At 68.7% G+C, this 14,775-nt stretch carries 16 protein-coding genes; 7 read left to right on the top strand and 9 right to left on the bottom strand.

Going from position 1 to position 14,775, the window contains the following annotated elements; genetic code table 11:
- The first annotated feature begins 10 nt into the window (after positions 1–10).
- Positions 11–649 (top strand): phosphoserine phosphatase SerB, encoded by a 639-nt coding sequence (gene serB, locus IFT79_RS08645; RefSeq protein ID WP_123570066.1) that lies wholly within the window; start codon positions 11–13, stop codon positions 647–649.
- A 58-nt stretch (positions 650–707) separates the two neighbouring features.
- Here the strand turns inward: serB and fabG are convergent, their stop codons facing one another.
- Entirely contained in the window at positions 708–1,418 is a 711-nt protein-coding gene (gene fabG / locus IFT79_RS08640; RefSeq protein WP_056045191.1) for a 3-oxoacyl-ACP reductase FabG, read from the bottom strand.
- Positions 1,419–1,623: 205 nt separating this feature from the next.
- On the opposite strand from fabG, the gene IFT79_RS16360 reads away from it, so the two are divergent.
- The 3 genes from IFT79_RS16360 to IFT79_RS08625 are packed head-to-tail and all read left to right on the top strand — an operon-like array spanning position 1,624 to position 3,082.
- The gene (locus IFT79_RS16360; RefSeq protein WP_236556971.1) at positions 1,624–1,998 is read left to right on the top strand and encodes a DUF3099 domain-containing protein; all 375 of its coding nucleotides are present in this window, start codon (positions 1,624–1,626) and stop codon (positions 1,996–1,998) included.
- Complete coding sequence (locus IFT79_RS08630; RefSeq protein ID WP_056045199.1) at positions 1,998–2,234, top strand: hypothetical protein; 237 nt, start codon at positions 1,998–2,000, stop codon at positions 2,232–2,234. The genes IFT79_RS16360 and IFT79_RS08630 overlap by 1 nt, the downstream gene beginning before the upstream one ends.
- The gene (locus tag IFT79_RS08625) at positions 2,231–3,082 is read left to right on the top strand and encodes an SURF1 family cytochrome oxidase biogenesis protein (protein ID WP_192123653.1); all 852 of its coding nucleotides are present in this window, start codon (positions 2,231–2,233) and stop codon (positions 3,080–3,082) included. Before IFT79_RS08630 ends, IFT79_RS08625 begins: the two co-directional genes overlap by 4 nt.
- 89 nt (positions 3,083–3,171) lie before the next feature.
- On the opposite strand, the gene IFT79_RS08620 is transcribed toward IFT79_RS08625, so the two are convergent.
- Positions 3,172–4,770, bottom strand: coding sequence for an ABC-F family ATP-binding cassette domain-containing protein (locus tag IFT79_RS08620; protein ID WP_056045204.1), 1,599 nt, complete (start codon positions 4,768–4,770; stop codon positions 3,172–3,174).
- Between the two features lie 148 nt (positions 4,771–4,918).
- Here IFT79_RS08620 and IFT79_RS08615 point away from each other — a divergent pair, with 148 nt between their 5' ends.
- On the top strand, positions 4,919–5,524 hold the full coding sequence (locus IFT79_RS08615; protein WP_056045207.1) for a biotin transporter BioY: 606 nt from the start codon (positions 4,919–4,921) through the stop codon (positions 5,522–5,524).
- A 100-nt stretch (positions 5,525–5,624) separates the two neighbouring features.
- Here the strand turns inward: IFT79_RS08615 and IFT79_RS08610 are convergent, their stop codons facing one another.
- The 5 genes from IFT79_RS08610 to sufB are packed head-to-tail and all read right to left on the bottom strand — an operon-like array spanning position 5,625 to position 9,736.
- A complete protein-coding gene (locus tag IFT79_RS08610) occupies positions 5,625–5,957 on the bottom strand; it encodes a metal-sulfur cluster assembly factor (protein WP_043594998.1) in 333 nt (110 codons plus the stop codon).
- A 2-nt stretch (positions 5,958–5,959) separates the two neighbouring features.
- Positions 5,960–6,745, bottom strand: coding sequence for a Fe-S cluster assembly ATPase SufC (sufC, locus tag IFT79_RS08605; RefSeq protein ID WP_056045210.1), 786 nt, complete (start codon positions 6,743–6,745; stop codon positions 5,960–5,962).
- A 13-nt stretch (positions 6,746–6,758) separates the two neighbouring features.
- Positions 6,759–7,091 (bottom strand): non-heme iron oxygenase ferredoxin subunit, encoded by a 333-nt coding sequence (locus IFT79_RS08600; protein ID WP_082460222.1) that lies wholly within the window; start codon positions 7,089–7,091, stop codon positions 6,759–6,761.
- Complete coding sequence (sufD, locus tag IFT79_RS08595) at positions 7,091–8,317, bottom strand: Fe-S cluster assembly protein SufD (protein WP_082460223.1); 1,227 nt, start codon at positions 8,315–8,317, stop codon at positions 7,091–7,093. The genes IFT79_RS08600 and sufD overlap by 1 nt, the downstream gene beginning before the upstream one ends.
- Complete coding sequence (gene sufB, locus IFT79_RS08590) at positions 8,318–9,736, bottom strand: Fe-S cluster assembly protein SufB (RefSeq protein WP_192123651.1); 1,419 nt, start codon at positions 9,734–9,736, stop codon at positions 8,318–8,320.
- Between the two features lie 299 nt (positions 9,737–10,035).
- On the opposite strand from sufB, the gene IFT79_RS08585 reads away from it, so the two are divergent.
- Positions 10,036–11,004 (top strand): COX15/CtaA family protein, encoded by a 969-nt coding sequence (locus IFT79_RS08585; protein ID WP_342211799.1) that lies wholly within the window; start codon positions 10,036–10,038, stop codon positions 11,002–11,004.
- 17 nt (positions 11,005–11,021) lie between these two features.
- Here IFT79_RS08585 and IFT79_RS08580 read toward each other — a convergent pair whose 3' ends face one another.
- A complete protein-coding gene (locus IFT79_RS08580; RefSeq protein WP_159826596.1) occupies positions 11,022–11,456 on the bottom strand; it encodes a GNAT family N-acetyltransferase in 435 nt (144 codons plus the stop codon).
- 4 nt (positions 11,457–11,460) lie between these two features.
- Entirely contained in the window at positions 11,461–12,384 is a 924-nt protein-coding gene (locus IFT79_RS08575; protein WP_192123649.1) for a heme o synthase, read from the bottom strand.
- 281 nt (positions 12,385–12,665) lie between these two features.
- Here IFT79_RS08575 and tkt point away from each other — a divergent pair, with 281 nt between their 5' ends.
- On the top strand, positions 12,666–14,759 hold the full coding sequence (gene tkt / locus IFT79_RS08570) for a transketolase (RefSeq protein ID WP_192123647.1): 2,094 nt from the start codon (positions 12,666–12,668) through the stop codon (positions 14,757–14,759).
- Positions 14,760–14,775: the final 16 nt, after the last annotated feature.

The following is a 14,775-nucleotide window of genomic DNA, read 5'->3' as shown; positions in this document are numbered from 1 at the left end:
GGCTGTCGGCGTGCCGCGTTTCCTCATCGTCCTCGACGTCGACTCCACCCTGATCGAGGACGAGGTCATCGAACTCCTCGCCGACGCCGCCGGCTCCCGGGCGCACGTCGAGGACGTGACCTCCCGGGCCATGGCCGGCGAGCTGGACTTCGCCTCGAGTCTCGCCGAGCGCGTCGCGACCCTCGAGGGTCTGCCCGAATCGGTCCTCGCCGAGGTCCGAGCGCACCTCACGCCGACCCGCGGCGTCCGTGAACTCGTCGACGGCGTCCATGCCGCCGACGGTCTGGTGGGCGTCGTGTCCGGTGGGTTCCACGAGACCCTCGACCCGCTCGCGGACGACCTGGGGCTCGACTTCCGCCGGGCCAACCGCCTCGAGCTCCGTGGGGGCAGGCTGACCGGACGGGTCTCCGGTCCCGTGATCGACGCGCACGCCAAGGCCGCCGCTCTTCGCGGATGGGCCGAGGAGGCGCGGGTCGACCTCGCGCACACCGTCGCGGTCGGCGACGGGGCCAACGACCTCGAGATGATGGCCGTGGCAGGGCTCTCGGTGGCGTTCAACGCCAAGCCGCGGGTCCGGGAGCGCGCCGACGTGGTCGTCGGGACGAACGACCTGTCCCAGGTGCTGCCCCTGCTCGGGCTCCGGGGCTGAGCCACCGGACGAGGCGGGCGCCCGTCGGTGGTCGACCCGCGCCTCCTGCCCGGTGGGCCTAGTGGCCCATGCCGAGGCCGCCGTCGACGGGGATCACGGCACCCGAGATGTAGGCGGCGTCGTCGCCCGCGAGCCACGTGATCGTCTTCGCGACCTCGGCCGTGGTGCCGTACCGGCCGGCGGGGATGCTCTTCTTGTACTCGGCCTGCTGAGCCTCGGGGAGGACGGCGGTCATGTCGGTCTCGACGAAGCCGGGGGCCACCACGTTGGCGGTGATGCCGCGGGCACCGAGCTCGCGGGTCAGGGAGCGGGCGAAGCCGACGAGGCCCGCCTTCGAGGCCGCGTAGTTGGCCTGACCCGGTCCGCCGTAGAGGCCGACCACGCTCGACACGAGCACGATGCGGCCGAAGCGGGCCTTGAGCATGCCCTTGGACGCCCGCTTCACGACGCGGAAGGCCCCACCGAGGTTCGTGTCGACGACCGAGGTGAAGTCGTCCTCGGTCATGCGCATGAGCAGACCGTCCTTCGTGATCCCGGCGTTGGCCACGACGACCTCGACCGGGCCGAGCTCGGCCTCGACGGTGCTGAAGGCCGCGTCGATCGAGGCGGCGTCGGTGACGTCGGCGACGACGGTCAGCGTGCCCTCGGGGCCCTGACCGCTCCGGGCGGTGACGGCGACGCGGTGTCCCTGGGCGACGAACTCCTCCGCGATGGCGAAGCCGATGCCTCGGTTGCCGCCGGTGACGAGGACGGTGCGGGGCGTGGTCATGGGTGGTCTCCTCGGGGGCGATCTCGACGGCCACCGCTCGGTGCGGCGGACTCACGGCGAACCTGTGATCGGCAGGCCGCCGACCAGCCTACTGTCGGACCCGGGTCTTAGGATCGAGGCGGTCCCCCGGACGTCTGGTCCCCGAGATCGATCCGGCACCCGTCCGTGGTGCGTCCACCCTCCTCCCGACATCGAGGTGTGCCCCGTGAAGGCCTCGAACACGATCACGTCCCTGCCCCCCTCCCCCACCGACGACCGGCACTCCCGCATGGTCAAGTACCTGGTGGCGATGGGCATCAGGTTGGTCTGCATCGCCCTCTGCTTCGTCTTCCCCCTCGGGTGGTGGACGTTGTTGCCCGTCATCGGTGCCGTCGTCATCCCGTACATCGCCGTGGTGTTCGCCAACGTCGGTCACGAGTCCGGCGACGCGGTCGAGAGCCCCGGCGGCATCGAGCTGTACCGCGAGCCCCAGGCGCCGTTCCGACCGACGGTGGTCGACGGCGACGCCGGTCCTGCGGGCCCCGCCGACCCGTCCGACGACGTCCCCGGCGAGCCCGACCACGATCGGCGCACCGTCTGATGCTCGGTCTCGATCCCGTCGGCGTCCAGTGCTCTCGCGCCTCGTGTCGAGCCGAGGCACGGCATAATGTCCACTGGCGCAACCCCAAGATCCACGGCATCGACCGGGTCAAGGTGTGGTCGGCATGCGACGAGCACGTCGACTTCCTGCGCGAGTTCCTCGCGGCACGTGACTTCCCGGTCGTCGTGACGGGGGTGTCAGAGGTCGTCGAACAGGTCGGAACGGAGGCGCGGTGACGAACATCCGCTTCGCCCTCTCCCGCAGATGGCTGGGCTACCTCGCCGTCGCCGTCGCGTTCGCGATCATCTGCGTGTTCCTCGCGCACTGGCAGTGGTCTCGACACGACGAGAAGCTCGCGGTCGTGCACCAGCTCGAGCAGACCTACGACGCCGACCCGGTCCCCCTCCACCAGGCCCTGCCCGAGCTGTCGTCCTACGACGCGGCCCAGGAGTGGCAACCGGTCGAGATGACGGGGCGCTACCTCACCGACGACGAGTTGCTGGTCCGCAACCGCCCGCTCAACGGCCAACCCGGCTTCGAGGTCCTCGTCCCGTTCTGGACCACCCAGGGCGACGTCTTCGTGGTGGACCGCGGTTGGGTGCCCACGGGCAACGCCCAGGACTCCCCCGACGTCGTGCCGGCGCCTCCCTCGGGCGACGTCACCGTGGTCGCACGTCTGAAGCCGGGAGAGCCGGCACTGGGCGACCGCACGGGCGTCCCCGGGACGAACCAGATCGCGACCATCCAACTCAGCGAGGTCGAGTCGCGAGTCGGGCAGCCCGTCTACTCGAGCGCCTACGGTCTGGTCGTCAGCGAGAGCCCCGCGCCGGCAACGGCACCCGTGCCGTCCTCGAAGCCCGAGATCGACACCGGTCTCAACCTGTCGTACTTCGTCCAGTGGCTCATGTTCGCGGTCGGTGCCTTCGGGTTCCTGTTCTACGTGTTCCGCCAGGAGTACCGCAACCAGAACGCGGACGACGACGAACTCGTCGAACGCGAGGCAGAACGCCAGCGCCGTCGTGACGCCCGACCCCGCCACGACAACGACGTCGAGGACGAGATCCTGGACGGCGCTCACCGCTGACCGGACCGCCGGCCGGGACCGGGTGGACCGGGGCCCCACGGCACCCAGGGCCGGGAGCCTGGGGCCTGGGGCTTGGGCCGGTGCCCGGGTCAGGCCAGGTTGATCAGGTCGGAGTAGTCCGGGGTCCAGTGGTCCTCGGTGCCTTCGGGCATGATCAGCACGCGCTCGGGGTTCAGGGCCTCGACGGCGCCCTCGTCGTGGCTCACGAGGACAACGGCACCCTCGTAGTTGCTCAGGGCGTCGAGGATCTCGAGTCGGCTCGCGGGGTCGAGGTTGTTGGTGGGCTCGTCGAGCAGCAGGACGTTCGCCCCCGAGACGACGATCATGGCCAGCGCCAGGCGGGTCTTCTCGCCCCCGGACAGCACGCCGGCCGGCTTCGCCGAGTCGTCGCCCGTGAAGAGGAACGAGCCCAACACGCGTCGCGCCTCCATCTCGGTGATGTTCGGAGAGGAGGACACCATGTTCTCGAGGACGCTGCGCTTGACGTCGATCGTCTCGTGCTCCTGGGCGTAGTAGCCGACCCGCAGCCCGTGGCCCGGCTCGAGCTGCCCGGTGTCGGGAGCGTCGACCCCGGCGAGGATGCGGAGCAGGGTCGTCTTGCCCGCACCGTTCAGGCCCAGGATGACGACCTTCGAGCCGCGGTCGATGGCGAGGTCCACGGCCGTGAAGATCTCGAGGGAACCGTAGCTCTTCGAGAGGTTCGAGGCCATCAGCGGCGTCTTGCCACACGCGACCGGCGTCGGGAAGCGCAGCTTCGCCACGCGGTCGACCGCGCGGACCTCGTCCAGTCCCGAGAGGAGCTTCTCGGCCCGAGCCACCATCTGGTGGGCCGCAGCGGCCTTCGACGCCTTGGCGCCGAACCGGGCCGCCTGCTTCTGCAGGGCCGAGGCCTGCTTCTCGGCGTTCGAGCGCTCTTTCTTGCGGCGCTCCTCGTCGGCGGCGCGCTGTCGCTGGTAGTTCCGCCAACCCATGTTGTAGACGTCGATCGCCTGTCGATTGGCGTCCAGGTAGAAGACGCGGTTGACGACCTCCTCGACGAGTTCGATGTCGTGGCTGATCACGATGACGCCGCCCTGGTAGGTCTTCAGGTACTCGCGCAGCCAGACGACCGAATCGGCGTCGAGGTGGTTCGTCGGCTCGTCGAGGATCATCGTGTCGGCGGCCGAGAAGAGGATGCGGGCCAGTTCGATGCGCCGGCGCTGGCCACCCGACAACGTCGACAGGGGCTGGTCGAGGATGCGGTCGGGCAGGCTGAGGTTGCTCGCGATGGAGGCCGCCTCGGCCTCGGCCGCGTACCCGCCGAGCGCGTTGAACTGGTCGTCGAGGTCGCCGTAGCGCTTCATGGCGCGGGCGGCGACGGCGGGGTCGGGGTCGCCCATGGCCAGGGTCGCTTCCTGGATGCCGAGCAGCAACTGGCCGAGACCTCGGGCGTCGAGGATGCGCGTCCGGGCGAGGTCTTCGGGGTTGCCGCTGCGGGGGTCCTGCGGCAGGTAGCCGATCTCGCCGGAGCGTTCGATCTTGCCGCCCGTCGGGAGGGTCTCGCCGGCCAGCGTCTTGGTCATGGTCGTCTTGCCGGCGCCGTTGCGGCCGACGAGGCCGATCTTGTCGCCCCGGTCGACCCGGAACGAGACGTCGGCCATGAGGAGGCGCGCGCCGACGCGGATCTCGAGATCGTGCACGGAGAGCACAGCAGATGTCCAATCGATTGGTGAGGAGTCCACAACGGGGCCCGGAAGGGGGCCGCCCATAAGATGGGGACGTCGTGTGGAGAGGGTCGCAGCACTGCGCTGCCGACCAGCCGCTCGGCCGATCAACCTACCCATTCTAGGAGTCCCCATGACGAACACTGCCGCATCGACCTCACGGCCGGTCCTCGCCGACCGTCTGGTGGCCCGGGGCGCCGCCGCCGACGTGGCCCTCGTCCTCGGTGGAGTCGCCGTCGTCTCGGCGCTCGCGCAGGTCCAGGTGCCGCTCTGGCCGGTGCCCGTCACGGGACAGACGCTCGGCGTCATGCTCGTCGGCGCCTCCCTCGGGGCCCGTCGAGGGGCGCTGTCGTTGGCCACCTACCTCGTGCTGGGAGTCGCCGGCCTGCCGATCTTCGCCGAGTTCTCGGGCGGTCCCCTCAGCGTCCTCAAGCCGAGCTTCGGCTTCGTCATCGGATTCGTCGTGGCGGCTGCCGTCATCGGCTGGCTCTCCGAGCGCGAGTGGGACAAGAAATGGTGGCGTTCTGCCGCCGCGTTCTTCCTCGCGAGCCTGATCCCCTTCGCCGTGGGCCTCCCCTACCTGGCCGTCGTGCTCGGATCGCTGGGCCTGCCGAACGACCTGCCGAGCGTCCTCGCCGCCGGTCTGTACCCGTTCATCGTGGGCGGGATCGCCAAGTGGCTGATCGCGGCGGCGGCCCTGCCCCTCGCCTGGCGTGCTCTGAAGCGCATCGGCGACTAGCCGCCTCCCGCTCCCTCGGCGTGCTCGGCGAGGGACGCGACGACGAAGCCCCGCCCCTCTCGGAGGGGCGGGGCTTCGTCGTGTCGTCGTCGGGCGACTCTCAGATGGAGAACCCGATGGCTCGCATCATGTCGCGTCCGTCGTCCGTGATGCGGTCGGGGCCCCACGGCGGCATCCACACCCAGTTGATGCGGAACGCGTCCACGACCCCGTCGAGGGCGTTGGCCGTGTCACCCTCGATGACGTCCGTCAACGGGCAGCCTGCACTCGTGAGCGTCATGCTGATGATGAGGGCGTTCTCGTGCTCTTCGTCCATCGCCAGGTCGTAGATGAGACCGAGGTCGACGATGTTGACGCCCAGCTCGGGGTCGACGACCTCTTTCAGGGCCTCGATGGTCTGGTCGAACTTCTCGGGGCTGAGTGCGACGGCCATGGTCAGACCGCCGAGGTCGCGGCGGCCTCGGCGGCGGCGGCCGTCACGTACCGGTCGTAGCCCTCGTTCTCGAGACGGTCGGCCAGCTCGGGGCCGCCCTCGTCGGCGACGTGGCCGTCGACGAAGACGTGGACGAAGTCGGGCTTGATGTAACGGAGGATGCGCGTGTAGTGCGTGATGAGCAACAGACCGAGGCCGGTGTTGGCCTTCGCGCGGTTGACACCCTCGGACACGATCTTGAGGGCGTCGACGTCCAGACCGGAGTCGGTCTCGTCGAGGACGGCGAACTTCGGCTTAAGCAGTTCGAGTTGCATGATCTCGTGGCGCTTCTTCTCGCCACCCGAGAAACCCTCGTTGACGTTGCGCTCGGCGAAGGCCGAGTCCATCTTGAGGGCGGTCATCGACTCGCGGAGGTCCTTGATCCAGCCGCGGATCGCGGGGGCCTCTCCGTCCAGGGCCGTCTTGGCCGTCCGGAGGAAGTTCGAGACCGTGACGCCGGGGATCTCGACGGGGTACTGCATGGCGAGGAAGAGGCCCGCCTTGGCACGCTCGTCGACGCTCATCTCGAGCACCTCGCGACCGTCGAGCAGGATCGATCCGCCGTCGACGTTGTAGCGGGGGTGGCCGGCGATCGTGTAGGCGAGCGTCGACTTGCCCGAGCCGTTGGGGCCCATGACGGCGTGGATCTCGCCCTCGTTGATGGTGAGGTCGACGCCCTTGAGGATGGGCTTGGGGCCGGCGTCGGTGTCGATGCTGACCTTGAGGTCACGGATCTCGAGAGTGGACATGCGTTCTGTTCCTTTACTGTGCGGCGTCGGTGGAGGTCGAGGTGGTGTCGACGTACACCTCGCCGTCGATGACGGAGACCGAGAAGACCGGTACGGGTTCGTAGGCGGGCAGCGTGAGCGGCTTGCCGGTGGTGAGCTCGAATTTCGAGCCGTGGGCCCAGCATTCGAGGGTGTCGTCCTCGACGAAGCCCTCGGAGAGCGAGATGTCGCCGTGGGTGCAGGTGTCGCCGATGGCGTGGATCGTGCCGGCGCTGTCCTTCACGACGGCGATCGCGACGCCGTCGACGACGACGCGATGGGCCTGGGAGGGGCTGACGTCGTCGACGCCGCAGACCTTCGTCGCCATCAGGCGATCGTCTCGGTCGAGGTCGCCTCGCCCGCGGCCAGTTCGACCTCGATGGCGTCCACGAGGCGGGCCTGCAGGTCGGCGTCCCCGATCTTCTGGATGACCTCGACGAGGAATCCGAGGACGACGAGGCGACGCGCCTCGTGCTCGGAGATGCCGCGCGACTGGAGGTAGAAGAGGTGCTCGTCGTCGAAGCGACCCGTCGCGCTGGCGTGACCGGCGCCTTCGATGTCGCCGGTCTCGATCTCGAGGTTCGGGATCGAGTCGGCGCGCGTGCCCTCGCTCAGCACTAGGTTGCGGTTCTGCTCGTAGCTGTCGGTGCCTGGTGCCGTCCGACCGATCAGGACGTCGCCGATCCACACCGTGCGGGCACCGGCACCCTGCAGGGCGCCCTTGTAGTTCACCCGGCTCCGCGTCTTGGGGGCGTCGTGGTTCACGTACACCTGCTGTTCGAGGTGCTGACCGGCGTCCGCGAAGTACACGCCGTAGAGCTCGGCGTCCGCGCCCTGCTCGGCCAGGTGGGCCGACGGGTTGACCCGGACGACCGAGCCACCCAGGCTGACGACGAAGTGCTTCAGCTGGGCGTCGCGCCCGATCCGGGCGTGGTGGCTCGCGACGTGCACGGCGTCGTCGTCCCACTCCTGGAGCGTGACGACGGTGAGGTGCGCGCCCTCGTCCACGACGATCTCGACGTTCTCGACCAGCTGGGCCGATCCGGTGTTGCGGAGGACGACCATGGACTGGCTGTTGGCCTTGGCGTGGATCAGCGTATGACCCGCCCGTGGTTCACGGTCGAGGCCCGAGCGGCCGATGGTGATGGCCGACGGTTCGTCGCCGTCGAGGGTCACGACGAGCACCTTCTCGACGCTCGACCACGCGTTGGCGGCGGCCTTGTCCTCGGGAGTGCCCGCCGTGCCGACACGGGAGTCGGACCGGTCGACCCATTCGACGGTCGCGCCGGGCGTCTCGCGGGCCAGGTAGGCGTAAGGCGAGCCGTCGAGGTCTCCGTCGATCAACGGACGGAGGCGCGACACCGGACTGAGCTTCCAGTCCACCTCGCGACCGGTCACGTCGGGGAACGCCGTGGGGTCGACCGAGGTGAACCGCTCGGAACGCGTCTGGACGGGCACGAGGCCCCAGCCGCCGTCACTGTGGGCACCCGCGCCGTGCTGGACGCCCGGCGTGGTGGTGGACTCTGGTGTGGTGGTGGGTGCTGCGGCGGACATCTAGCCGACTGATCCTTCCATGCTCATCTCGATGAGCTTGTTGAGTTCGAGCGCGTACTCCATCGGGAGTTCGCGGGCGATGGGCTCGATGAAGCCACGGACGATCATGGCCATGGCCTCGTCTTCGGCCATGCCGCGTGACATGAGGTAGAAGAGCTGCTCTTCGCTGACCCGCGACACCGTCGCCTCGTGACCGAGCTGGACGTCGTCGACGCGGATGTCGATCGCGGGGTAGGTGTCGGAACGAGAGATCGTGTCGACGAGCAGGGCGTCACAGCGGACCGTGTTGGCCGCGTGGTGGGCGGCCTCGTCGACTCTCACCTCGCCACGGTAACCCGCGCGACCGCCGCCTCGCGCGATCGACTTCGACACGATGGACGACGTCGTGTAAGGCGCCATGTGGATCATCTTCGCGCCGGCGTCCTGGTGCTGACCGGGGCCCGCGAAGGCCACGGACAGGGTCTCGCCCTTGGCGTGCTCACCGACCAGGTAGATGGACGGGTACTTCATCGTCACCTTCGAGCCGATGTTGCCGTCGATCCACTCCATGGTGGCGCCCTCGTGCGCGATCGCCCGCTTGGTGACCAGGTTGTACACGTTGTTCGACCAGTTCTGGATCGTCGTGTACCGCACTCGGGCGTTCTTCTTCACGATGATCTCGACCACGGCCGAGTGCAGGGAGTCCGATTTGTAGATCGGGGCCGTGCAGCCCTCGATGTAGTGGACGTAGCTGCCCTCGTCGGCGATGATCAGCGTCCGCTCGAACTGACCCATGTTCTCGGTGTTGATGCGGAAGTACGCCTGGAGCGGGATCTCGACGTGGACGCCCTTGGGCACGTACACGAACGAGCCGCCCGACCACACGGCGGTGTTCAGTGCGGCGAACTTGTTGTCACCGGCCGGGATGACCGTGCCGAAGTACTCCTGGAAGAGTTCGGGGTGCTCGCGCAGCGCGGTGTCGGTGTCCATGAAGATGACACCCTGCTGCTCGAGGTCCTCGCGGATCTGGTGGTAGACCACCTCGGACTCGTACTGGGCGGCGACGCCGGCGACGAGGCGGTTGCGCTCGGCCTCGGGGATGCCGAGCTTCTCGTAGGTGTTCTTGATGTCGTCGGGCAGCTCGTCCCAGGTCGTCGCCTGCTTCTCGGTCGACCGGACGAAGTACTTGATGTTGTCGAAGTCGATGCCCGACAGGTCGGCACCCCACGTCGGCATGGGCTTGCGTTCGAACAGCGTCAGGCCCTTGAGCCTGTTCTTGAGCATCCACTCGGGTTCGCTCTTCAAGTTCGAGATGTCGGTGACGACCTCGTGTGACACCCCACGGCGCGCCGAGGCGCCCGCGGTGTCGGAGTCGGACCAGCCGAACTCGTACTGCCCCAGGCTCTCGAGCTCGGGTCGATCGATCAACACGTCTGACATGACTACCTCTTTCTCTGCCGGACCGAACACGGGTCGGCCGAACGGCATTCCCCGGGTGGTGGAGCGGCCCAGCTGCTCGCCCTGCGAGTCGAACACGTCGGCTGCCGCCGCTCCGTCCGCCGACGCTCGACATGATCGAGACGTCAGGTGGCGTTGCTTAGACTGTTGATGAAGGCCGTGTACCGCTTCTGCGGATCTCACGTCCTTCGGATGTCTCCGTCGACACCCTGCCGGGTCGTGTTCCTGAACCCGTTGATTCTACAGGGCCGACCGCCGAAAGTGACGAAAGGCAGCAAGTCGTGAGCAACGCACAGGTGGGCGCCACCGGAGTCCTGACCCGAGCCTGGTCGTGGCTCCCCACGACCGTCGATCGCCGGGTTCGTTTCGTCGCGTGGGCGTCGTTCGTCTGCCAGGTGCTGCTGATCGGCACGGGAGGTGCCGTGCGGCTCACGGGATCAGGGCTCGGCTGCCCCACCTGGCCACGCTGCACCGCCGACTCCTTCGTCAGCACGCCCGAGATGGGCATCCACGGGGTCATCGAGTTCGGCAACCGCCTCCTGACCTTCGTGCTCACGCTCGTCGTCATCCTCGCCTTCCTCTTCGTGCTGCGGATGCGGAAGGTCCGCCGCGACTTCTTCTGGCTCACCCTCGTCCAGGGCCTGAGCATCCCCTTCCAGGCCGTGCTCGGGGGGATCACCGTCCTCACCGGTCTGAACCCGTACATCGTCGGGGCACACTTCGTCGTCTCGATCGCCCTCGTCGCCCTCACCACCACCCTGCTCTGGCGCGTGTACCGCGGGCCCCGTGGGCACCACGCCGCCACTCCGCGTGGTTATGCGCGACTCGTCCACGTGACGGCCGCCGTGGTCGGCGTGACCGTGATCGTCGGCGTCCTGACGACCGGCTCCGGCCCCCACGCCGGCGATGCGGCGACCCCCCGCAACGGCCTCGACCCGGCGATCATGGACCACGTCCACAGCTGGCCGGCCTACGCGACCCTCGCTCTCACCCTGGCGGTCCTCGCCTGGACCGTCCAGGCGGGCCTCCCCCGTCGGTTCCCCGTGGCCCTGCTGGGCGTCGAACTCGTCCAGATCGCCGTCGGCATCACCCAGGCGCGCTCCGGACTGCCGCCCCTGCTCGTGGGGAGTCACATGGTCCTGGCCGCGCTGCTGGTGGCCGCGACGACCGCCGTGGTGCTGTCGCTGCGCAACGACCAGGCTCCCGACGAGGTCGAGCCGATCGTCGAGGCGGCCGCCGCCCGCGTCTGACCCGGACGACCGGGGGTCTAGCCCCGGCGCATGACGGTGTCGACGTCGTCCTGCTCGACGACGACGAAGCCCGTCCGCTCGTAGAGCGACACGGCTCGGCTTCCCGTGAGCACGTCGAGGGTGACCGACCCCGTGGTGACCGAGTCGATCGCCTGCGCGAGGAGGGTCGTCCCGATCCCGTGGCCCCGCGCCTCCTCGACCAGGTAGAAGTGACGGAGCCAGGTCGTGTCGCCGTCCGGGTGAAGGGCGATGCAGCCGAGGAGGCGCTGGTCGCCTTCGACGACTCGTGTCTCGTCGGCCACGTACTCGCGGACGAATCGAGCCCGGTGGCGGGCCGGGTTCCAGATGCCGAGCCTCTCGAACTCGGGTCGCAGCACCACGAGCTTGAGAGCGGTCAGCTGTTCGAGGTCGTCCGGGCTCGCCGGACGGACGGTCCAGTCGGACGGCCTCACGGGATCAGAACGGCAGCAGGGGGTCGACCCCGACGGCGACGAACAGGAGCGTGAGGTACGTGATGGAGCTGTGGAAGACGCGCATCGGACGGACCTCGGCGACGTGCTGGATGGCCCGGCTGTAGAGCCGGTGCGACTCCCAGACGAACCAGGCCCCGCTCGCGAGTGCCACGACGGTGTAGAGCACGCCCATGCCTGCGACGGGGATGAGGATCAGCGAGCAGACCACGGTGGCCCAGGCGTAGAGGATCACCTGCAGGCCGACGATCGACCGGCCGCGCACCACGGCGAGCATGGGGACGTCGGCCGCGGCGTAGTCGTCGCGGTACTTCATCGACAGCGGCCAGTAGTGCGGCGGCGTCCAGAGGAAGATGACCATGAAGAGGATGACGGCCGACCAGGACAGGTCGTTCGTGACGGCGGCCCAGCCGATGAGCACCGGCATGCACCCGGCGATGCCGCCCCACACGATGTTCTGCGGCGTGCGGCGCTTCAGCCAGAGCGTGTACACGACGACGTAGAAGAGGATCGCCCCGAGCGACAGCGCCGCCGAGAGCAGGTTGACCGTCAGGCCGAGCCAGACGATCGACGCGACGCCGACCACGTACGAGAAGATCAACGCCTCGCGGTCGCTGACCTCGCCGGTCACGAGCGGTCGGCCCTGCGTCCGCTTCATGATGCGGTCGATGTCGCGATCGATGTAGCAGTTGAAGGCCGAGGCCGAACCGGCGCTGAGCGCACCACCGATCAGCGTCGCGGCGACGAGCCACAGGTTGGGGATGCCGCCCTGGGCCAGGAACATCGTCGGCGCCGTGGTGACGAGCAGGAGCTCCATCACGCGGGGCTTCGTGAGGGCGACGTACGCCCGAGCCTTGCGACGGAAGCCCCGGGGTGACGTGTCGGGGCGGATGTCAACGGCTGCGGTCATGAGTCCTCTAACGAGACGAACGGTTTGCCCAAGGAGTCTAGGCGATGAACGTCGACGCTGACGGCGAACCCTCGGCCGATGCGGACGGGCGAAGGGGGTTCGTCCCTATACTTACAGGTGCTTGCCAGTCGTACGCCCTCTCGGTCCCGAATCACCGGACGAACCGTCCCGATCTCCGCCCCGGCGTGTGTGCGACCCAGCCGACGACGTCTCGGCAGGCGCACGTCAGCGCGGGAGCGAATCGACCCCGCGCAGTTCGCATCAAGAAGGGTCAACTTCCAGTGGCAGATCTGCAATGGGAATCCATTGACAACAAAGCAGTAGACACGGTCCGCGTCCTCGCGGCCGACGCGGTCGAGAAGGTCGGCAACGGTCACCCCGGCACCGCGATGAGCCTGGCGCCCGCCGCGTACCTGCTCTTCCAGAAGGTCATGCGTCGTGACCCGAGCGACAGCACCTGGATCGGTCGCGACCGGTTCATCCTGTCCGTCGGCCACAGCTCGCTGACGCAGTACATCCAGTTCTACCTGGGCGGCTACGGTCTCGAGCTCGACGACCTCGAGGCCCTGCGCACCTGGGGCTCGAAGACCCCCGGCCACCCCGAGTACGGCCACACGGACGGCATCGAGATCACCACCGGTCCGCTGGGCCAGGGCTTCGCCAGCTCGGTGGGCTTCGCCTACGCCGCCCGTTTCGAGCGCGGCCTGTTCGACCCCGACGCCGCCCCCGGCACGAGCCCCTTCGACCACTTCGTGTACGTCATCGCCGGTGACGGCGACATGCAAGAGGGCGTCACGAGCGAGGCCGCGTCGCTGGCCGGGCACCAGAAGCTCGGCAACCTCGTCGCCATCTACGACTCGAACCAGATCTCGATCGAGGACGACACCAACATCGCCTTCACCGAGGACGTCCACAAGCGCTTCGAGTCCTACGACTGGGACGTCCAGGTCGTCGACTGGAAGAAGACCGGCGAGTACGTCGAGGACGTCGCCGAGCTGCACGACGCCATCGAGAAGGCCAAGGCCGTCACCGACAAGCCCTCCCTGATCATCCTCAAGACGATCATCGGCTGGCCCTCGCCCAAGAAGCAGAACTCCGGCAAGATCCACGGTTCGGCCCTCGGCGCCGACGAGGTCGCCGGCCTCAAGTCGGTCCTCGGGTTCGACCCCGAGAAGTCCTTCGACGTCGACCCCGCCGTCCTCGAGCACACCCGCAAGGCCGTCGAGCGCGGTCAGGCCCAGCACGCCGAGTGGGACGAGAAGCTCGCCGCCTGGGCGTCGGCCAACCCCGACAAGAAGGTCATGCTCGACCGCATCCTCGCGAACGAGCTGCCCGAGGGCGTCGAAGAAGCGCTCCCCGTCTTCGAGGCCGGCAAGGACGTCTCCACCCGCGCCGCCTCCGGCAAGGTCATCAACGCCCTCGCCGGCGTGGTCCCCGAGCTCTGGGGCGGGTCGGCCGACCTGGCCGAGTCGAACCTGACGACGATCACGGGCTCGAAGTCGTTCGTCCCCACCGAGTGGTCGACCGACGAGTGGAGCGGAGACCCCTACGGTCGCGTTCTGCACTTCGGCATCCGCGAGCACGCGATGGGCGCCATCCTCAACGGCATCACGCTGCACGGCAACACGCGCCCGTTCGGTGGCACGTTCCTGATCTTCAGCGACTACATGCGCCCGGCGGTCCGCCTCGCGGCACTGATGAAGTCCCCGGCGATCTACGTCTGGACCCACGACTCCGTGGCCCTGGGCGAGGACGGTCCGACGCACCAGCCGATCGAGCAGCTCGCGTCGCTCCGCGCGATCCCCGACCTCGACGTCGTGCGTCCCGCCGACGCCAACGAGACGGCCTGGGCCTGGGCGACGATCCTCGAGCGCCACCACGGCCCCGCCGGCATCGCGCTCAGCCGTCAGAACCTGCCCGTCTTCGAGCGCGGCACCGGTGACGCCGAGGGTGACACCTTCGCGTCGGCGAAGAACGTGGCGAAGGGCGCCTACGTCCTGGCCGAGGCACCGGGCGGAACGCCCGACGTGATCTTCGTCGCCACGGGTTCCGAGGTGCAGATCGCCGTCGAGGCCCGTGAGGTCCTGCGCGGCGAGGGCATCAACGCCCGCGTCGTCTCGGCACCGAGCATCGAGTGGTTCGACGAGCAGAGCGACGAGTACAAGGAGGCGGTCCTCCCGGCCGCCGTCAAGGCCCGCGTCTCGATCGAGGCCGGTGTGTCCATGCCGTGGCGCGGCATCGTCGGTGACGCCGGTCGCAGCGTGTCGATCGAGCACTTCGGTGCTTCGGCCGACTACAAGACGCTGTTCAAGCAGTTCGGCATGACGACCGAAGCCGCCGTCGCCGCCGCCAAGGACTCGATCGCCGCTCTCTGAGCGACGACGAAGGAAA

The sequence above is a fragment of the Frigoribacterium sp. CFBP 8759 genome (assembly GCF_014841655.1).
Classification (GTDB): Bacteria; Actinomycetota; Actinomycetes; order Actinomycetales; family Microbacteriaceae; genus Frigoribacterium.
Note: the sequence above shows the minus strand (reverse complement) of the source record. Positions and strands in the feature narration are given on the sequence as shown.